Here is an 18626-nt window from a genome sequence, read left to right on the forward strand (position 1 = left end):
AAACCGTATTAGCGTAAAACTAATACGGTTTTTTTATATTTGAGGAATTAAAACTAAATTACTGTGGTTCACTAGGTAGTGGCCATCCGCCCAATTTTTTCCATTTATTGACTAATTCGCAAAATAATAGCGCGGTGCGATTAGTATCGTATAGGGCTCCGTGGGCTTGCTTGCCATCAAATGGAATACCTGCGGTGACACACGCTTTCGCAAGAATGGTTTGTCCAAAGACTAATCCGCTCAGTGCTGCAGTATCAAAGGTTGCGAAGGGATGAAAAGGGTTGCGCTTTAACCCTGAACGCTCTGCTGCATTCATAACAAAGCTGTGATCAAAATTTGCGTTATGAGCCACCATGATCGCGCGATTGCAATCAGTATTTTTCATACCTTTTCGAATTGTTTTAAAAATGGCATGTAATGCTTCATATTCGCTCACTGCACCACGTAGGGGGTTAGTGGGGTCAATACCTGTGAACTCCAGAGCTGAGGGTTCCAAATTCGCCCCTTCAAATGGTTCTACATGAAAATGCAGTGTTTCATCAATGGCTAACCAGCCATCTTTGTCCATTTTGAGTGTAATGGCCGCTATCTCTAATAGGCCATCAGTTTTGGGGTTGAACCCACCAGTTTCGACATCAATAACGACTGGGTAGTAACCCCGGAAGCGGTTAACCAGTGAGTTAGGATTATTTTTTTCAGACATTAGGCTTTCAATTTACAGTTTCTGGTTGGCTTTCATTATGCCAAAGGGAATACATTTTTGCAGGTAGATACTGAAGAAATTTTAGGTGATGGTTATCACCACCTAAAATATAAAATGTATGTGAGGGATTAATTGCCTAATCCTTTGCTTGCACTTTTGTTCTCGATAAGCTCAATTTTATAGCCATCTGGATCTTCAACAAAAGCGATAACGGTTGTACCACCTTTGACGGGTCCTGCTTCACGAGTGACATTTCCACCAGCTTGACGAATGTCTTCACAGGTTTTAGCAACATCATCAACACCTAATGCAATATGACCATAAGCATTACCTAAATCATATTCTGTTACGCCCCAGTTATAAGTTAACTCGATAACAGCACCTTCACTTTCATCGCTGTAACCGACGAATGCTAAAGAATATTTGTATTCTGTATTTTCGCTCGTGCGTAGTAAGCGCATACCTAATACTTTGGTATAAAAATCAATGGAGCGTTGCATGTCGGTAACACGGAGCATGGTATGTAGTAAGCGCATAATAGTAGTTTCCCTATAAATTCTTCAGGCAATAATGCTTAAAGTCGAATCGATTTATCTATCAATATAACGTGACAATATGACTAAATACAGCGATTGAGGTTTATTTTTTAGTCATATCATGGCTATACTCAATTTAAGGGAGTATATCATAATTTTATGTTTATATTACGGGTGGTTAACGATGGCAGAACAACTTGAGTTTTTTGACATTCCAAGCCCTTGCCGTGGAATATGCCAGACCAACGAGCAGGGATATTGCCGAGGTTGTTATCGAACCCGAGATGAACGTTTTGGTTGGTTACAGTTCACTAACGCTGAAAAACGTCATGTCATCCGTTTATGTCGCCAGCGATTTTTAAGGGCAAATAATAAGAAAACGGCTCAAGAAGACATGAATGATCCTCAACAGTCTCTATTTTGATTGTCAATAAAACTATTATAAGTTAAATGATTTAATAATAAATCAATTCATTTGAATTAATTCCAATAGTTACATTTCAATAAAATTTTATTTATTCAAAACGATGATGAAACTCATATAAATCAACTGTAAATGACATAATTTTAAGAATAACTATATTACTTTGTTTTTAAAGGTTTTATTTGCTATCGCGTTTTTTATTGTTAGTTGTAATTACTATAAGGGTTAAAATAGATAGATTTGAAAGAAGAGTAAGGCTATTCTTATTAATAAGATAATTGATAGATTGTCTTATTAAGTGATTATATTGTTTTCATATGAAAAATCATGGGGAAAAACAAGGTGTATGTCACCAAATTATTTATTGATACTCACTATATATAGGTATTTATTAGGTGCTAGCTCAATAAAAGGTTGTAAAGATAAAAGGGAATTAATATATAATTTAAAAAATAATATTTATTTGGCATATTTTTTAGGCATATAATTATATAAAGGAGGGTAAATTGGAATCTCAAATTGGAACTGAATTATCTCGAGTAGTCCGTATGTGGCGAGCATTGATTGACTATCGCCTCAAGCCACTTAAACTCACACAAACACACTGGGTAACACTGCATAATATTAGTCAGTTACCGCCCGAACAGTCGCAGATTCAATTGGCAAAAGCAATCGGTATTGAGCAACCATCTCTGGTCAGAACATTAGATCAATTAGAAGAAAAAAGGCTCATTTCTCGTCATACATGTTCGAATGACCGACGCGCCAAGAGAATCAAACTCACAGAGGAGTCGGAGCCTTTTATCAAAACGGTGGATCAAGTGATTAATAATACTCGGACAGAAATTTTAAGTAATATTAGTCATGATGAGCTAAGCCAGTTATCTTTACTACTATTAAAATTGGAGAAAAATATTCTACGCTTACAAAACGATTCATAGACTAATAATTGTATTTTTCTAATTTCATTTTATTTATATGAATATAATGTATATAAATATACGTTAAACTAATAACTATGGCCACCATGCACGTAATATGTGTTTTTATATAGATGCATGATTTTTTACGTGAGGCGGCTTTGTATTCTATTACTATGGATTAATTCTTAAAAAATAGGGCATTAAGGTGTACATATATGAATAACAAATATTGGTCAAGAAAAACAGAGAATACAGATTATGTAAATTACATTTTACTAGAATGATATTAATCACAATTATTCAAAAAAGTTCTATTGTAGAGCTCATAAACAAAAAGATAGTGAAGAGCTCAGATTCGATAAAAAATTATTACTAATAAGCTAAAACATAAAATACTAATCATGATTTAAATAAAAAATGCGTTCATCGATTAATTAGTCGGTGAACGCATTTTATTTTCAATTTATGTCAAATTAGCGAGGTGACACAGTCACTGTATTTCCGCTGTTTGCGATCATAACACGCTGACCTACACGGAAAGCGGCAGGATCTTGTTTCTGAACAACAACAATGTTTTTACCACTGTCTAAACGGATTTCAAGCTGCACACCTTGGCTTTTGTTTAGGGCACCTTGTGCTTGTTGACCCGCTAAACCACCTGCGATTGCACCAGCCGCTGTTGCTAGTGTTTTACCAGTACCACCACCGACGGTATTACCTAACAGGCCACCGATAACTGCACCGCCAATTGCACCAATCACGTTACCATCTTCACCTGCTTGAATGGTCACTGGGCGTGCGTTGAGTACCGTACCATAAGTCACAGTTTGGACTTGTTTAGCATCTTGAGCTGAAATAGTATCACCAGAAAGCGTACTTGTATTGACACAGCCAGATAACGCAACAACCGCAGCAACACCTACAAAAACTTTCTTAAGCATAATAACTCCTATGAGACTTGCTGTTCGTGGCAGTAACGTAGCATCGAAGATTTGTTCTTACCATAAGCACAACAACATGAAAAATTTGTTTTAGATAACAGAGCCTAGACTACTAATTTTGAATTAAATAATGCATCAACACTAGGTAAAATATCTCAAATTCCACCCAAAATCCCAACGTAAGGCACCCTTTGCTAAAGAATTATCTATTTTTTGACTATTTTAGAACATCAATTTATGGCAAAGGCTAAGTAAGGGATTTTCACCTGTAATAAAAACCACTCACCTTAAGGTGTAGCAGATAATTACAGAATGAACCATTATAAATCAAATTAAATAAATGAGAGATAGAAAAACGATTCATTGTTGCTATTTTGCTCACTATTTTCATCTCTTCTATCAATTATTTATTATTCCTGCGAAGCGCTACGAGAAATTGAATCAAGCAGTTGACAAATTCTTCTCCCACAGCACAATCTTTCCTAGTTTATCTCATCGGGTGAATAGACACGTTAAAGGGAATAATGATGATTAAATCGGGTCGCTATATCGGTGTTATGTCAGGAACCAGCCTAGATGGTGTTGATGTCGTATTAGCTGCAATCAACGATAAGTTTGTTGCAGAGCAAGCTAGCTTGAGCGCCGCATTTCCGATTGAACTGAAAAAGCGCATTCTTAATATTTGCCAAGGGCAAGAAACAACACTTTCTGAATTGGGAAAAATAGACAGAGAGCTTGGCACAATATATGCGGATGCTATTCATCAGCTGCTTCATCAAACGGGCCTATCTCCTGAAGATATTATTGCGATTGGTTGTCACGGGCAAACGGTTTGGCATGAACCTGATAGTGAAACACCGTTTACTATGCAAATTGGTGATAACAACCGCATCGCGGCATTAACGGGAATAACGACAGTAGGTGATTTTCGCCGTAGAGACATGGCTTATGGTGGGCAAGGTGCTCCGTTAGTTCCTGCATTTCATTTAGCCGTATTAGGGCATCCGACTGAAAAACGTATTGTGCTTAACATTGGCGGGATTGCTAATGTTACTGCATTGCTGCCAAATGCATATGTAAAAGGCTATGACACAGGACCTGGCAATATGTTAATGGACACTTGGGTCTGGCGTAATAAGCAACAAGCGTATGATAAAGATGGTGAATGGGCAAAAACAGGAACGGTGAATCAGGCATTATTAAATGCGATGCTTAATGATAACTATTTTAAACGTTCGCCCCCTAAGAGTACTGGGCGTGAATATTTTAATATGCAATGGCTAGAACAGCATTTGTCGCATTTTCAATTGCTATCTCCTGAAGACGTGCAGGCAACATTGTGTGAGTTGACCGCGGTATCTATCGTGGATCAAGTTAAGTTATGTGGTGGCTGTGAACGTTTAATTGTTTGTGGCGGCGGCGCACAAAATAAATTCTTGATGTTGCGATTAGCGACATTACTGCCGGGGATTGAAGTCGCACCAAGTGATAAATTTGGATTGAGTGGCGATGATATGGAAGCACTGGCATTTGCTTGGCTTGCTGCTCGCACAGTTTCAGGCTTATCAGGTAGCCTTGCATCAGTAACGGGTGCAAGCAGAGATAGTATATTAGGTGCGATATATCCCGCAAATATTGATATAAAATAACCGCTTGAAAGGACTGTAAAATGAACGAACTTGAAGAGATCGATCTTGCTGCGGTACGACGTGAATATACAAAAGGTGGATTGAGACGCAAAGATTTAACACCAGATCCTATTCCACTGTTTGAGCGCTGGTTAAAGCAAGCCTGTGAAGCGCGATTAACTGACCCGACAGCAATGTGTGTGGCAACAGTCGATGAAACCGGGCAGCCTTATCAACGGATCGTATTATTAAAGCACTTCGATGAAAACGGATTAGTCTTTTATACCAATCTGGGAAGCCGTAAAGCGCAGCATTTAGAGCATAACAATAAAATCAGTTTGCATTTCCCATGGTATCAATTAGAACGCCAAGTTCATTTTACCGGCATTGCTGAGCGTTTAAGCCCTATTGAAGTACTGAAATATTTCCATAGTCGCCCAAAAGATAGCCAAATAGCGGCTTGGGCATCTGCTCAGTCTTCGAGGATTTCGGCTCGTGGGATCTTAGAAGGAAAATTTTTAGAACTTAAGCAGAAATTCCAAAATGGCGAGGTTCCATTACCGAGTTTTTGGGGGGGCTATCGCGTTGTTTTTAACAGTGTCGAATTTTGGCAAGGTGGAGCTCACCGCTTGCATGACCGCTTTCTATACCAAAGAGAAGGGGATGGCTGGGTAATTGACCGATTAGCCCCGTAATAAATGGTTTTTTAGCTGGCACTTAATTGATATGCGCTTTATGCTATAGCCTCGTTTAAGAAAATTGACAAATCATACTGGCGAGCCTTTGAGCGACGTCTCATTCTGTCAATTTCCTACATTAAAATAGATAGACAAAATTCAACCGATGGAGTCATTGATGTCTAGCAATAACCTGATTAAACAATTGCAAGAGCGGGGCCTCGTTGCCCAGGTAACGGATGAGGATGCGTTAGCAGAGAGACTGGCGCAGGGCCCTATCTCTCTCTATTGTGGCTTCGACCCTACCGCCGATAGCTTGCACTTGGGACATCTGGTTCCTTTGCTGTGTTTAAAACGATTCCAACTAGCCGGGCACAAGCCTGTGGCATTGGTCGGTGGCGCAACGGGCCTTATTGGCGACCCGAGTTTTAAAGCTACTGAACGTAAATTAAACACCACAGAAACCGTTCAAGAGTGGGTAGATAAAATCCGTAACCAAGTTTCACCATTCCTTAGTTTTGATTGTGGTGAAAATAGCGCACGTCTAGCTAACAACTATGATTGGTTTGGCAAAATGGACGTGCTGACATTCTTACGTGATATTGGTAAACACTTCTCCGTTAACCAAATGATCAACCGTGAGTCTGTTAAGCAGCGTTTAAACCGTGATGATGTCGGGATCTCTTTCACTGAATTCGCCTATAACCTATTACAAGGTTATGATTTTGCGAACATGAATAAAGAGATGGGTGTTGAGTTGCAAATTGGTGGTTCAGACCAATGGGGTAACATTACTTCAGGTATCGATTTAACTCGCCGTCTGCATCAAAACCAAGTGTTTGGTTTAACTGTTCCACTGATCACCAAAACAGACGGTACCAAGTTTGGTAAAACCGAAGGTGGTGCAGTATGGTTAGATCCGAAGAAAACCAGCCAATATAAATTCTATCAATTCTGGATCAACACAGCGGATGCTGACGTCTATCGCTTCCTGAAATTCTTTACTTTCATGGAATTAAGCGAAATTGATGCGTTGGAAGAAGAAGACAAAAATAGTGGCAAAGCACCTCGCGCACAGTACATCTTAGCAGAAGAAGTGACTAAGCTAGTTCACGGTGAAGCGGGTCTCGCGGCTGCAAAACGCATTACTGAAAGCTTATTCTCTGGCGCAGTATCTGATTTAACTGAAGCTGACTTTGAACAGTTAGCTCAAGATGGCATGCCATGCATCACCCTAGAAGATGGTGCAGACCTCCAGCAAGCATTAGTTGATTCAGAACTGGTACCTTCTCGTGGCCAAGCAAGAACGGCAATCAGCTCAAATGCAGTCTCTGTCAATGGTCAGAAACAAACTGAACCAATGTATGTATTCACTGATGCTGACCGTTTATTTGGTCGTTATACACTTATCCGCCGCGGTAAGAAAAACGACTGCTTAGTTAACTGGAAATAGCTCTGACGAACCTTTGTAATATATAGCCCGGAAATCTCCGGGCTATTCATATTGGCAAATGGCTACTCACTGATTTCTCTTCATTCGACATAACAATTCTCTGGGTTTCCAATGAAAAGCGTATTATCAATTCAATCCCATGTTGTTTTCGGCCATGCAGGAAACAGTGCTGCTGCATTCCCTATGTGCCGTATGGGCGTAGATGTGTGGCCACTTAATACAGTGCAATTCTCCAACCATACTCAGTATCCACAATGGACGGGTTCGGTATTTCCAGCTCAGCATTTGACAGATATTGTCGAAGGATTAGCAAAAATCCATAAACTGGCAATCTGTGATGCCGTGTTAAGTGGCTATATTGGTTCTGCTGAGCAAGGCAATGATATTCTAGCTATTGTTCAAAAAGTCAAAGTGGCAAATCCGCAGGCCATCTATTTTTGTGACCCTGTGATGGGACATCCAGAGAAGGGATGTATTGTTGCACCCGGTGTCGCAGAGTTTCTTTGCCAACAAGCGTTAGTGGCGAGTGATGTGATTGCGCCTAACTTATTAGAGTTAGAAACTTTAGCGAATGAAAGAATCACGACTGTAGAGCAAGCCGTTCAAGCGGCACGTCGATTATGTCAGAAAGGCCCTAAAACGGTATTAGTTAAGCATTTAAGCCGTGCAGGCTATCGTGCAGACCGCTTTGAAATGATCTTAGTCACTGCGGAACACAGCTGGCATGTTAGCCGCCCATTAGTAGATTTCGGTGAAAAACAGCCGGTGGGAGTCGGCGATTTAACGAGTGGTTTAATGTTGGTCAACATCTTAAAAGGTGAGCCACTAGATAAAGGCTTAGAGCATGTTGCAGCAGCAGTCTATGAAGTGATGCTGAAAACCAAAGAAATGGGTGAGTACGAACTTCAATTAGTCGCCGCCCAAGATTTGATGGTCAGCCCTCAACATAAATTCTGCGCAACTCAGTTAGACTGATTGAGCTTCATAATAAAAAACAGCGCCGAATGGCGCTGTCAGACCATTGACAAACCCATCAGGTTTGGAAATGGCTCTTTCGGGTTGTAAAATTAACGAGGAAAATCAATTCATTGATTTTCGCCTGATAACACAAAGAGGGAAAAACCACGCTTTTATCCCTCTTTGTCAGCAACCTCACAGCGCCGAATGGCGCTGTTTTTGTAAATACGATTCAAGCGATAGATTACTTTTTCAGTAACCCTTCCGCTTCTAATGCCTCTTGTACTTTTGGACGCTTCGCAATCTTCTCACAATATTCATTCAGATGGCTTAATGCGCTGATATCAACGCCAACTAATCGAGTCCAGTTGGTGACGGTAAACAGATACGCATCTGCAACACAGAAATCACTTTTAGCGACAAAGTAAGGCTGATTTTTCAGAACATCATTCACGTACTGGAATTTTTTCAGTAAATTTGCTCGAACAATATCTTTATATTCTTCAGGGGTATTTGGCGCAAATAATGGGCCAAAATTCTTATGAAGTTCAGTAGAAATGAAGTTTAGCGCTTCTAACTGATGGTAGCGCTTCATTGAACCTGGCAGGGCAATTAAGTTTCTATTTGGGTTTTGATCTGCAATATATTGGACAATCACAGCACCTTCAGTTAATTGCTCATCATCATCTAAAACGAGAGTAGGAACTTGACCTTTAGGGTTAATTTCTAAGAAGTTTTCACCCGTTTCTGTGATTTTCTCTTTTAAATTAACACGAACAATACTGAAATCTAATCCTGCTTCACGCAGAATGATATGAGGAGAAAGTGAGCAGGCACCGGGAGCGTAATACAATTTCATCATAAAACTCCTAAGTCATAGAATGGTCATCATTATTGTTCTTCCAAGTATACACCAGATTTAAAAAGAGAATTGCTAAAGGATGCGGGATGGCTCTCAATATCTAAAATCACTGTAATATATGGCAAGCTTACGGTAGGCGAGTATTTCTTGAGGGAATTATCTATTTAATTGATAATTCATTAAAATTAAGAATGTTACAGGATAGGTATCTGAGAGGGTTTTGTTATAATTTTGCCTCACATTGAGCTATTCTCTCAATCCTTAGCCACATTTTATGAGCTGTCAAAATGGCATCTATTTTTCACAATCTTAATTACTTAACTAAGCTAGATGCCATCTTAATGGCTCATAAACCGAATAGTAGTAAAGGATTAAAACGCTTTATTCTTGAATTTTGGTTTTTTGGTTTAATTAACGCTCGTTCTTGTCTGTTTGCTGGTTTTTTCTTTTTGGCTTTATTCCTAGTGCCAGCAAAAGGGATTTTAGGTATTCCTCGTTATGATGTTTTGTTGATTTTCGCAGTCTCTTTTCAAGCGCTTTTGGTATGGTCAAAGTTAGAAACGTGGGATGAGCTAAAAGCCATTTGTGTATTCCATTTAGTGGGTTTTATGATGGAATTATTCAAAACCTCAGCGACAATTGGTTCATGGCAATATCCTGATGAGGCGTATACCAAACTTTGGGGAGTTCCACTTTTCACGGGGTTTATGTATGCGGCAGTTGGCAGCTATATCATTCAATCATGGCGTTTTTTTAATGTCAGAATTGAACATTATCCGCCTTATTGGATGGCGACATTAGTGGCTTTAGCCATTTATATTAACTTTTTTAGCCATCACTATATTGATGATTATCGTTGGTACTTAACGGCGTTTATATTTGGTTTGTATGCCCGCAGTGTGGTGTTTTACACCCCGTTAGATAAAGAACGTAAAATGCCGCTATTGCTTGCATTTATGCTGATAGGATTCTTCATTTGGCTGGCGGAAAACTTCGGAACGTTCTTTGGTGTTTGGCAATATCCAAATCAAATCGGAGCATGGTCGATGGTACATGCGGGGAAGTGGGGGGCATGGTCGTTACTGGTGATCGTGACTTTCACGATTGTGGTGCATCTCAAACACATAAAAAGTTGTGTATCCATAGCGCGCTAGCAACGAACTTTTTGTTAAAGACGGAGGCTATTTCCCCCGTCTTTAGGTCATTACAAATCTTGTCGCCACGCATCAATGGACAATGGCTCTCCAAAGTGGCTTTCAATCAGACGACGCGTTACGTCATGAAGTGGAGCTGCTAAAACTTCCGCTGTATTTCCTCGCTCAACCACTTCGCCTTTATCCATCACGAGCATTTTGTCACTAATATGCTTCATCATGCCTAAATGCTGGGTGACGTAAATATAAGCGATATCGTGTTTAGCTTGTAAGTCGAGCATTAAGTTGATTATCTGCGAGCGCATCGACATATCAAGCGAGGCAAGTGCCTCATCAGCCACGATAATTTCTGGTTGCAGAATTAACGCACGGGCGAGGGCGATCCGCTGTTTTTGACCCGAAGCTAGCATGTGCGGGTAATATTCTGCGTGATCGGCCAGTAATCCTACTTGGCGTAATGTCTGGATAATGCGTCTTTCCCGCTCAATACCTGTAAGGCTGGTATTCAGTTTTAAGGGTAATTCAAGGGTTTGGCCAATACGCTGGCGCGGGTTTAAGGAAGTACTTGGATCCTGAAATATCATGCGAATACGTTGGCTTCGGTAGCTATAATCGCCAAAACTTAACCGTTGACCACGGATCAAAATCTCTCCGCCAGAAGGTTCAGTCACCCCAGACAACATACGAGCAAGCGTGGATTTTCCTGAGCCGTTAGCGCCGATGATGGCTAAAGTTTGTCCCGCTTGTAGGTTGAAACTCAACGGTTTGACGGCTTGTAATTCATGACGACGAAATAACCCTTCACGAAAACGGAACGTTTTTGTCAGGTTACGTACCTCAAGTAACGTTTCCATTAGGGTTGTTCCTCAGTATTCAGTGGATAATGACAAGCAACTAGGTGCCCTTTAATGCTGCGCAGTGGTGGTGCATCGATACAGGTTCGTTGCGCGTAAGGGCAACGGGGCCCCAGACGACAGCCAATCGGCAAGTGCTCTAATGAAGGGATAGCACCAGGAAGCGTATTTAAACGACCTTTATGAGGAATTGGGCTTTCAAAATCAGGAATAGAGCGAATCAATGCCTGAGTATAAGGGTGGCGAGGTCGCTGTAAAATATCATTTGGAGTGGCACTCTCTACGGTCTGACCACAATACAAGACATTAATTCGATCAACCAATTTGGACATCATTTCCATGTCGTGGCTGATCAGCAAAATTCCCATGTTATTGTTTTGGTTTAATTTATCCAATAAACGGAAAATTTGTGCTTGTGTAGTGGATTCCATCGCGTTGGTGGGCTCATCTGCAATCAATAAGCGAGGCTGGTTGGCAATCGCAATGGCGATCATCACTTTTTGGCATTCACCATCCGTCAGCTCATACGGATAACTGTGCATGATGTCTTTGTGATCTTTGATACCCACACGGTGCAATAATTCAATTGCTCGGCGTTTACGCCAGTTGAAGCGTTGCCACCAACGCCCCTTGTATGTCCAGCCGGGGATTGATTGAATCAGCTGTTTTCCGATATCGGCCGCAGGGTCAAGACAGGATTGCGGCTCTTGGAAAATCATCGAAATATTATGGCCAATTAGGCGGCGACGCTTACGTGGGCTGAGCTTTAATAGGTCAATATCTTGGAAGCGAAAACGGTCAGCAGTGACGCGGATATTATCTTTGGTGATCCCACAAATGGCTTTAGCAATTAAGCTCTTACCGGAACCCGATTCACCTACTAAGCCACGAACCTCACCTTCAGATAAGGTCATGGAGACACGGTCAACGGCTTTGACAGGGCCGTTAGCTGTCATAAATTCAATGGTTAAATTACGAATATCAAGTAATGGCATTATTCCACCCCCGAATTAATCGCTCGGTGCAGTCCATCACCCAGTAAGTTCACAAATAAGACACTCGACATAATCGCAACGCCGGGCAAAATGACTGTCCACGGTGCCACATAAATCAATTCTAACGTATCGCCTAGCATAGCGCCCCATTCAGATGATGGGAGTTGCGCCCCTAAATCTAAAAAGCCTAATGCTGCAATATCCAAAATTGCAATGGAAAGGGCGCGGGTCAATTCAGTGACCAAAATAGGCGTGATGTTGGGCAGTACGGTGTACCACAAAATAAAAATGTTTGAGGCACCATCTAAACGTGCGGCCACAATATACTCTTTATCCAACTCATCATGCACGGCAACGTAGATGGTACGTACCATGCGAGGGATCAGTGCGAGGCAAATTGCAAGCATCGCATTGGTTAAACTGGCTCCCATAAATGCCACCACGATAATCGCCAGTAATAGAGAAGGAATCGATAGTAAGGTATCCAGAACGTGGTTAAACACAGCGGATTTTAGTCCACGAGTCATGCCCGCAAGACAACCTAATACTAAACCGATTATCGTCGCAATCGCAGTGACCAACAAGGCTGAGCCGAAAGTGGATTTAGTGCCAATCAAGAGACGGCTTAAAATATCACGTCCTAAATCATCAGTACCAAAAAAGAAAGCCACTTCACCATAGTGTGACCATGATGGAGGCGTAATTTGGTAACCCAAAAATTGTTGGTCGATGGCATAAGGTGCTAAATAAGGGCCTGCAAAACAGAGGAAGATTAAAAAAATCACACCAAAAAAGCCGATCATTGCCAGTATGTCGGAGGAGAAAATATTCCACACCACCCGTGTCGGAGATGGCATTTTCTGTTCACGATAAAAATTATCTGAGGACATACCAATCCTTATGTTTTAACGGATCCATCATCGCGCCTAAAATATCGGATAACACGTTCACGGTGATCACCAATGCGCCAATTAACATCACGCCTGCAGAAATTGCTGAGTAATCTCCTTGGCGTATTGCAGTGACCAACCAGCGACCTAATCCCGGCCAGTTAAACACTAATTCTGTCACCATGGTTAATGTTAGCATCGTGGAGAATTGTAGCCCCAATTTCGGGATGATTGGCGGTATTGCGTTATGAAAAATATGGCGGCGAATAATTTTAAAGCGAGAAAGCCCACGCGTGGCAGCGGCTTTAACATAGTTACTGCTAGCCACTTCATCCGTACTAATGCGAACTAAGCGAATGACTTCTGTGGTTGGTGCTAATGCGAGTGTGAGTACTGGCAGGATCATATGTTCTAATACATTGATGATCATATCTTTACGGTATGGCGAATCCGAAAGCCACGCATCCACAAGGGCAAAGCCTGTCACTGGCTTCAGGTTATAAAGCAGGTCGATTCGCCCAGAAACGGGGAGCCATCCTAAGTGAAGCGAGAAAAATAGAGTTAGCACTAACGCTAAAACGAATACAGGCACAGAAAAGCCCAGAAGGGCAAACGTGCTGATCGCGATATCAACGGGTTTGTTTCGCCAGAATGAGGCAATCATCCCTAACGGGATCCCAACAAATAACGCGAATAAAAAGGCGAGAATGCACAGTTCCATGGTGGCAGGGAATGTGTCTTTAAGTTGGTCCGTGATGGGCTCCCCGTTAATGCTAGAGACGCCGAAATCGAAATGCAGCAAGCCATCAAAATAGAAAATATACGCATCAATGAGTGATGCGCCGCTAAGAGGCGCATTTGGCGTGAAGTAGCTTAAGCTGAAACTGACCAGCGACAAAAAGAAGACCGTCACCAGCAATAGCAGAAATCGTCTCAGTGAGTAGATGATCATGGTTGCGGCTCCTGCTGCCGAGGCGGTGCTTTTTTCGGCTCCTGCATTTCGCGATAAACGCCAGCAAATGAGGTGTTGCCGAATGCGCTGATCACTAATCCTTTCATATCAAAACGATAAGCTTGTAAACGTAATGAATAAGCTAATGGTAATATAGGTAGTTCTTCTGCGAGAATTTGTTGTGCTTGATGATAGTAATCAATACGGTCTGCCAGCTCTTGCGTCAGTAAGGCTTTATGCAAAACGTCATCAAATTTAGAATCACACCAATGGCTTAAGTTGGTTTGTGAGCCAATAGCAGCACAACTGAGCAGTGGGCGGAAGAAACTATCTGGGTCATTACTGTCCGTTGTCCAGCCCGCTAATGTCATATCGTGGGAGCGATCCATTAATTGATTTTCTTGGAAGCGGCCTTCAACTGAGCGGATACTCATGACGATCCCCACTTGGGCGAGGTCAGCTTGGATTAATTCCGCCATTTTCAATGGGCTAGGATTATAAGATTGGGAAGCGACAGGAACCCATAATTCCAATTTTAACTTTTCTAATCCCATTTCTTGCAACATTTTTTTGGCAAGTTCAGGGTTGTAATCAGTTACTTTTGTCTGGTTATCAAACGCCCAAGATGCACGAGGTAGAATCGATGACGCCGTCTCAGCGGTACCATAATAAATGGACTGCATGAGTCGCTCATTATTAATTGCATAAGAAATGGCTTGGCGAACCTTGAGTTGGTCGAGAGGCGGCTTGCTGGTATTAAACGCAAGATACGCGATATTCATTCCCGAACGCATTGAAATACGTAGGCGAGGGTCATCACGTAGAACTTTTAACTGACTTGCGGCTGGGTAGGCGAGAACATCACACTCTCCGGTAAGCAGCTTAGAAATACGTCCTGTACCACCCGCACCCATATCCACCACTACTTCTTCCATGCGTGGTTCACCTTTCCAATAATCTTTATTACGCAATAAACGGACAAACTGCCCAGCTTGGTAATCATCAAAAGAGAATGGACCGGTACCTACAGGACGCCAATCAATCATTTCTTGGCGATTGCTAGCAGAAAGCTCATCTGCATATTCTGCAGATAAAACGGGCGCGTAGTGGGTCGCCAAATGCCATAAGAATGAAGCATCAGGGGATTTTAATCTAAATTCCACCGTGTAGTTATTCAGTTTTGTAATACTTTCGACGCTGCTCGCAAATTGCAAGCTGTCAAAATAGGGGTAGCGCCCGCCATTAATGAAATGGTAAGGATTGCTGGTTTCAAACATGCGAGAAAAACTGAATACCACATCATCCGCATTCATATTGCGTGTTGGTGTAAACCAAGGTGTGGTTTGAAACTTAACATCCTTTCTCAGATGTAACCGATAGGTCGCACCATTATCTAAAACTTCCCAACGGGAAGCCAACTCTGGGATTAGGCGATACGTAAAGGGGTCAACATCCAGTAAGCGGTCATACAGTTGTGCGCCTAGGGGATCAATAATTAACCCGCTACTGGCGAGTTGTGGGTTAAATGTGGTGACAATGCCATTGACGCAGTAAATAAAGCCATTTTGGCGAATATCCGCTGGGACATCATTGGCAATGGTGTCTTTGTAGCTTATGTCTGTTTGCTCTGCCAATGCAGAAAGAGAAACAGTAAATAAAAACCAAAGAGTTAAAAGGCGCATAGAGCTAATATCGTTGACCTGAATTGCCTTATTGTAGCGTAAAAATAGGGTAACAGGGTATAAGCAAAATTTGTGGTTGTATTTTGTTCATAGCGCTGAGGAAAGTGAAGGTTTTGAATTATAAATGAGAATCAAAAAGTTTCTATCTAATTGTAATAGTTAATATTATTTTTAATTTAATCTTAATGAGAAATAATCGCATTAAAATGCTTTACAAATGATACTAATAACTATTATCATTAACTCGGTCTCTTGAATGCTTAGCTTTAGCAGACAAGGCATGACATTGCTCACATTGCTTCCAGTGTTTTATTGCTTTCAGTGTTTTAGTTATATAGCCAGCTCGGGTGCTGGCTTTTTTTTGCGTAAAAATCAGCTTTCCAAGTTAATTTGATGTTTCTTTATTAATCCTCGAAATTGGTCATAGCTCAACGATAGGCATTGGGCGGCTTTGCGTTGATTAAAATTAGCTTGGCGTAGCGCCTCTTCCACATACTGTTTTTCTGATTCCAATTGCCATTGGCGTAAGTCAAAGGGAAAAACAGGGGTCAATTTAGGGTTTTCTGATGAGGCCGCTGGCATCTCATGAAGCTCTGCTAGCTTCTCACCAAAGGGATCTAAAATAATCGTATCCACCGGTAAGTCACTTTCGCTATGTCGATAAACTGAACGCTCGACGACATTTTTCAGTTCACGAATATTACCCGGCCAAGAATAGCGCATCAGTGTTTGCTGGGCTTTGTCAGAAAACCCGGTGAAATAAGCACGTTTTAGCTCGCGTACCATGCCAATGGCAAAGTGCTCAGCTAATAATAGGATGTCAGGAATACGTTCACGTAATGGCGGTATGCGGAGTACTTCAAAGGCAATCCTGTCGAGTAGGTCAGCGCGAAAAAGCCCTTGGCGAGCCAATTCAGGGAGATTGGCGTTAGTGGCACAGACCAAACGAACATCCACTTTTAATGACTGACTTCCACCCACACGTTCTAATTCACCATACTCAATGACACGCAAAAGTTTTTCTTGCACAGACATCGGTGCAGTTGCTAGTTCATCAAGGAACAACGTACCTTTATCTGCACGTTCAAAGCGACCTTGATGGCGCTTCTGAGCCCCTGTAAATGAGCCCGCTTCATGTCCAAATAATTCAGAATCCAGCAAGTTCTCATTGAGTCCGCTGCAATTTAAGGAGATAAAAGGCTCTTGCCAGCGGGGAGATAGATAGTGAAGGCGATCCGCGATTAACTCTTTACCTGTTCCTCGTTCACCAATAACAAGTACAGGTTTATTTAGCTTGGCAAGCTCGGAGGCACGTTCTAGGACATCGAGGAAATTACTCGATACACCAAGAATAGTATTATTAGTCTCTTTCATGGTTTTTTTTACCATATTTTGGTTAATTTCACCTGTTAGAAACTATAGTACAAATAGCCATTGATAGATATCGAAATAATATTTTTGTTATTTATTAATTGGTTATATTTTTTTAATAAAGTTGGCACGCCAATTGCTATCTTAGAGTTGTAAAAGATTTTGATTGAAATAATTATCGGTTTAATAATTTCAATTTTATATTCATGGAGCATCACGTATTGGTTGGACGCCAACATCGGGTTGAGGCTCTACAGAAAGATAACATCCATCAAGAGGATATAAATTATGGGTATTTTTTCACGTTTTGCCGACATCATTAATGCCAACATTGCTTCACTGCTTGATAAAGCTGAAGATCCGCAGAAAATGATCCGCCTGATGATTCAGGAAATGGAAGACATGTTAGTGGAAATCCGTTCCACCTCAGCACGTACCTTGGCTGAGAAAAAAAGTTTAGAGCGCCGCGTTGAAATGGGCGAAAAACAAATTGCAGAATGGCAAGAAAAAGCGGAACTGGCATTAATCAAAAATAAAGAAGATTTAGCTCGCGCTGCATTGATTGAAAAACAAAAAGTCAGTGCCATGGTCGATACGTTAAAACATGAACTGATTATTGTTGATGAAACGCTGACTCGCTTAAAAGGCGAAATCACGGAATTAGAAAATAAATTGCAAGAAACGCGTGCAAAACAGCAATCAATGACCGTGCGTTTAGAAGCTGCACAATCAAGCCGTAATGTTCGTCGCCAGTTAGACAGTGGTAAACTGGATGAAGCAATGGCGCGTTTTGAACAGTTCGAACGTCGCATTGACCATATGGAAGGCGAAGCGCAAAGTTACGGTATTGGTAAACAACGTTCTTTAGAACAGCAATTTGCTGAGTTAAAAGCGGATGATGAAATTAGTGCACAGTTAGCCGCGCTTAAAGCTAAAATCAATAAAGACGAATAATATTCAATAGGCAAGGCGCAGTGATTTCATTGCGCCAGTGCGCTAGGCTAAATAACCATAAATAAGGAAATGTGATGGGCTACGTTTTACTGTCTCTCGTATTAATCATTTTTATCATTTTTGTTCTGCCGATTTGGTTGTGGCTCCATTATGGTAAGAAAAACAATGGGCAGGGAAGTCAGCTTACTGAAAATGAAGTACAACGTTTGATGCAATTGGCAGAGCAGTCATCGCGTATGCAGCAACGTATCAAAACGCTGGAAGATATTTTAGATGCCGAGCACCCAAATTGGAGGCAAAAATAATGACTAATTTTCGCAACCGCAAGTTATATCGCTTAACGGATAAACGTGTTTTTGGTGGAGTTTGTTCTGGTCTCGCTGAATATTTAGAGCTACCGGTTGCTTTGGTCAGAGCATTGACTGTACTTGCCCTGTTTATGAGTTTTGGATTGACCTTGATTGTCTATGTGGTGATGTGTTTCTTTGTGGAAGCTGCGCCAAGCGGTTATCGAAGCGAGCAGGATATCGGACCAAAAGTGACAACACTATTAAACCAAATTGATGCTCAGCTACAAGCTGGGGAAATGAAGCTGCGCCAAATGGAGCGCTATGTCACCTCGGACACTTATACCGTTAACAGCAAGTTTCGTCATCTATAACAACTGATT

At 41.4% G+C, this 18626-nt stretch carries 20 protein-coding genes; 10 read left to right on the top strand and 10 right to left on the bottom strand.

All coding sequences use genetic code 11. From position 1 onward, the window contains the following. Positions 1 to 58 precede the first annotated feature (58 nt). Together rnt and gloA are read right to left on the bottom strand one after the other, a co-directional pair. Positions 59 to 703: a ribonuclease T gene (gene rnt / locus LDO73_RS07765; protein WP_036953524.1), complete on the bottom strand. Its 645-nt coding sequence runs from the start codon at positions 701 to 703 to the stop codon at positions 59 to 61. Positions 704 to 831: 128 nt separating this feature from the next. Next, the gene (gene gloA, locus LDO73_RS07770; RefSeq protein ID WP_224060899.1) at positions 832 to 1239 is read right to left on the bottom strand and encodes a lactoylglutathione lyase; all 408 of its coding nucleotides are present in this window, start codon (positions 1237 to 1239) and stop codon (positions 832 to 834) included. A gap of 184 nt (positions 1240 to 1423) precedes the next feature. Between gloA and LDO73_RS07775 the strand changes: the two genes are divergently transcribed. Together LDO73_RS07775 and slyA are read left to right on the top strand one after the other, a co-directional pair. Beyond that, positions 1424 to 1663, top strand: a complete 240-nt coding sequence (locus tag LDO73_RS07775; protein ID WP_224060900.1) for a DUF1289 domain-containing protein — start codon at positions 1424 to 1426, stop codon at positions 1661 to 1663. Between the two features lie 506 nt (positions 1664 to 2169). Further along, entirely contained in the window at positions 2170 to 2604 is a 435-nt protein-coding gene (gene slyA, locus LDO73_RS07780; RefSeq protein ID WP_224060901.1) for a transcriptional regulator SlyA, read from the top strand. Positions 2605 to 3059: 455 nt separating this feature from the next. On the opposite strand, the gene LDO73_RS07785 is transcribed toward slyA, so the two are convergent. Next, complete coding sequence (locus LDO73_RS07785) at positions 3060 to 3527, bottom strand: glycine zipper 2TM domain-containing protein (RefSeq protein WP_036953512.1); 468 nt, start codon at positions 3525 to 3527, stop codon at positions 3060 to 3062. 524 nt (positions 3528 to 4051) lie between these two features. Between LDO73_RS07785 and anmK the strand changes: the two genes are divergently transcribed. The 4 genes from anmK to pdxY all read left to right on the top strand — a co-directional run bounded on the left by anmK (position 4052) and on the right by pdxY (position 8260). Then, a complete protein-coding gene (gene anmK / locus LDO73_RS07790) occupies positions 4052 to 5176 on the top strand; it encodes an anhydro-N-acetylmuramic acid kinase (RefSeq protein ID WP_224060902.1) in 1125 nt (374 codons plus the stop codon). Positions 5177 to 5196: 20 nt separating this feature from the next. Continuing rightward, positions 5197 to 5850: a pyridoxamine 5'-phosphate oxidase gene (pdxH, locus tag LDO73_RS07795; protein WP_224060903.1), complete on the top strand. Its 654-nt coding sequence runs from the start codon at positions 5197 to 5199 to the stop codon at positions 5848 to 5850. A gap of 160 nt (positions 5851 to 6010) precedes the next feature. After that, on the top strand, positions 6011 to 7285 hold the full coding sequence (gene tyrS, locus LDO73_RS07800) for a tyrosine--tRNA ligase (protein ID WP_224060904.1): 1275 nt from the start codon (positions 6011 to 6013) through the stop codon (positions 7283 to 7285). A gap of 111 nt (positions 7286 to 7396) precedes the next feature. Next, positions 7397 to 8260 (top strand): pyridoxal kinase PdxY, encoded by an 864-nt coding sequence (gene pdxY, locus LDO73_RS07805; protein ID WP_224060905.1) that lies wholly within the window; start codon positions 7397 to 7399, stop codon positions 8258 to 8260. 226 nt (positions 8261 to 8486) lie between these two features. On the opposite strand, the gene gstA is transcribed toward pdxY, so the two are convergent. Beyond that, on the bottom strand, positions 8487 to 9101 hold the full coding sequence (gene gstA / locus LDO73_RS07810; protein ID WP_224061154.1) for a glutathione transferase GstA: 615 nt from the start codon (positions 9099 to 9101) through the stop codon (positions 8487 to 8489). A 290-nt stretch (positions 9102 to 9391) separates the two neighbouring features. On the opposite strand from gstA, the gene LDO73_RS07815 reads away from it, so the two are divergent. Continuing rightward, positions 9392 to 10258: a DUF817 domain-containing protein gene (locus tag LDO73_RS07815; protein ID WP_220127910.1), complete on the top strand. Its 867-nt coding sequence runs from the start codon at positions 9392 to 9394 to the stop codon at positions 10256 to 10258. Positions 10259 to 10308: 50 nt separating this feature from the next. On the opposite strand, the gene sapF is transcribed toward LDO73_RS07815, so the two are convergent. The 6 genes from sapF to pspF form a co-directional block, all read right to left on the bottom strand. Further along, positions 10309 to 11112, bottom strand: coding sequence for a putrescine export ABC transporter ATP-binding protein SapF (sapF, locus tag LDO73_RS07820; protein WP_224060906.1), 804 nt, complete (start codon positions 11110 to 11112; stop codon positions 10309 to 10311). After that, positions 11112 to 12107: a putrescine export ABC transporter ATP-binding protein SapD gene (gene sapD, locus LDO73_RS07825; RefSeq protein WP_036953491.1), complete on the bottom strand. Its 996-nt coding sequence runs from the start codon at positions 12105 to 12107 to the stop codon at positions 11112 to 11114. Before sapD ends, sapF begins: the two co-directional genes overlap by 1 nt. Next, a complete protein-coding gene (sapC, locus tag LDO73_RS07830) occupies positions 12107 to 12997 on the bottom strand; it encodes a putrescine export ABC transporter permease SapC (protein ID WP_224060907.1) in 891 nt (296 codons plus the stop codon). The genes sapD and sapC overlap by 1 nt, the downstream gene beginning before the upstream one ends. Next, positions 12984 to 13949 (bottom strand): putrescine export ABC transporter permease SapB, encoded by a 966-nt coding sequence (gene sapB, locus LDO73_RS07835; protein WP_224060908.1) that lies wholly within the window; start codon positions 13947 to 13949, stop codon positions 12984 to 12986. The genes sapC and sapB overlap by 14 nt, the downstream gene beginning before the upstream one ends. Beyond that, positions 13946 to 15631 carry an ABC transporter substrate-binding protein SapA gene (gene sapA, locus LDO73_RS07840; RefSeq protein ID WP_224060909.1) on the bottom strand — a complete coding sequence of 562 codons (1686 nt, stop codon included), beginning with the start codon at positions 15629 to 15631 and terminating at the stop codon, positions 13946 to 13948. Before sapA ends, sapB begins: the two co-directional genes overlap by 4 nt. A 372-nt stretch (positions 15632 to 16003) precedes the next feature. Next, positions 16004 to 17005, bottom strand: a complete 1002-nt coding sequence (pspF, locus tag LDO73_RS07845; RefSeq protein WP_224060910.1) for a phage shock protein operon transcriptional activator — start codon at positions 17003 to 17005, stop codon at positions 16004 to 16006. A 285-nt stretch (positions 17006 to 17290) separates the two neighbouring features. Here pspF and pspA point away from each other — a divergent pair, with 285 nt between their 5' ends. From pspA to pspC, 3 genes are all read left to right on the top strand, one after another. After that, positions 17291 to 17956 (top strand): phage shock protein PspA, encoded by a 666-nt coding sequence (gene pspA / locus LDO73_RS07850; protein ID WP_224060911.1) that lies wholly within the window; start codon positions 17291 to 17293, stop codon positions 17954 to 17956. Positions 17957 to 18030: 74 nt separating this feature from the next. Continuing rightward, positions 18031 to 18261 carry an envelope stress response membrane protein PspB gene (gene pspB, locus LDO73_RS07855; protein WP_224060912.1) on the top strand — a complete coding sequence of 77 codons (231 nt, stop codon included), beginning with the start codon at positions 18031 to 18033 and terminating at the stop codon, positions 18259 to 18261. Next, the gene (gene pspC, locus LDO73_RS07860) at positions 18261 to 18617 is read left to right on the top strand and encodes an envelope stress response membrane protein PspC (protein ID WP_224060913.1); all 357 of its coding nucleotides are present in this window, start codon (positions 18261 to 18263) and stop codon (positions 18615 to 18617) included. The genes pspB and pspC overlap by 1 nt, the downstream gene beginning before the upstream one ends. Positions 18618 to 18626: the final 9 nt, after the last annotated feature.

The sequence above is a fragment of the Providencia alcalifaciens genome, assembly GCF_915403165.1.
Taxonomy (GTDB): domain Bacteria; phylum Pseudomonadota; class Gammaproteobacteria; order Enterobacterales; family Enterobacteriaceae; genus Providencia; species Providencia alcalifaciens_C.

What these genes read in the sequence shown, in the direction of transcription:
- rnt (WP_036953524.1), bottom strand. Translation starts at nt 703, where the DNA reads ATGTCTGAAAAAAATAATCCTAACTCACTGGTTAACCGCTTCCGGGGT.
- gloA (WP_224060899.1), bottom strand. Translation starts at nt 1,239, where the DNA reads ATGCGCTTACTACATACCATGCTCCGTGTTACCGACATGCAACGCTCC.
- LDO73_RS07775 (WP_224060900.1), top strand. Translation starts at nt 1,424, where the DNA reads ATGGCAGAACAACTTGAGTTTTTTGACATTCCAAGCCCTTGCCGTGGA.
- LDO73_RS07785 (WP_036953512.1), bottom strand. Translation starts at nt 3,527, where the DNA reads ATGCTTAAGAAAGTTTTTGTAGGTGTTGCTGCGGTTGTTGCGTTATCT.
- anmK (WP_224060902.1), top strand. Translation starts at nt 4,052, where the DNA reads ATGATGATTAAATCGGGTCGCTATATCGGTGTTATGTCAGGAACCAGC.
- pdxH (WP_224060903.1), top strand. Translation starts at nt 5,197, where the DNA reads ATGAACGAACTTGAAGAGATCGATCTTGCTGCGGTACGACGTGAATAT.
- tyrS (WP_224060904.1), top strand. Translation starts at nt 6,011, where the DNA reads ATGTCTAGCAATAACCTGATTAAACAATTGCAAGAGCGGGGCCTCGTT.
- pdxY (WP_224060905.1), top strand. Translation starts at nt 7,397, where the DNA reads ATGAAAAGCGTATTATCAATTCAATCCCATGTTGTTTTCGGCCATGCA.
- gstA (WP_224061154.1), bottom strand. Translation starts at nt 9,101, where the DNA reads ATGAAATTGTATTACGCTCCCGGTGCCTGCTCACTTTCTCCTCATATC.
- LDO73_RS07815 (WP_220127910.1), top strand. Translation starts at nt 9,392, where the DNA reads ATGGCATCTATTTTTCACAATCTTAATTACTTAACTAAGCTAGATGCC.
- sapF (WP_224060906.1), bottom strand. Translation starts at nt 11,112, where the DNA reads ATGGAAACGTTACTTGAGGTACGTAACCTGACAAAAACGTTCCGTTTT.
- sapD (WP_036953491.1), bottom strand. Translation starts at nt 12,107, where the DNA reads ATGCCATTACTTGATATTCGTAATTTAACCATTGAATTTATGACAGCT.
- sapC (WP_224060907.1), bottom strand. Translation starts at nt 12,997, where the DNA reads ATGTCCTCAGATAATTTTTATCGTGAACAGAAAATGCCATCTCCGACA.
- sapB (WP_224060908.1), bottom strand. Translation starts at nt 13,949, where the DNA reads ATGATCATCTACTCACTGAGACGATTTCTGCTATTGCTGGTGACGGTC.
- sapA (WP_224060909.1), bottom strand. Translation starts at nt 15,631, where the DNA reads ATGCGCCTTTTAACTCTTTGGTTTTTATTTACTGTTTCTCTTTCTGCA.
- pspF (WP_224060910.1), bottom strand. Translation starts at nt 17,005, where the DNA reads ATGAAAGAGACTAATAATACTATTCTTGGTGTATCGAGTAATTTCCTC.
- pspA (WP_224060911.1), top strand. Translation starts at nt 17,291, where the DNA reads ATGGGTATTTTTTCACGTTTTGCCGACATCATTAATGCCAACATTGCT.
- pspB (WP_224060912.1), top strand. Translation starts at nt 18,031, where the DNA reads ATGGGCTACGTTTTACTGTCTCTCGTATTAATCATTTTTATCATTTTT.
- pspC (WP_224060913.1), top strand. Translation starts at nt 18,261, where the DNA reads ATGACTAATTTTCGCAACCGCAAGTTATATCGCTTAACGGATAAACGT.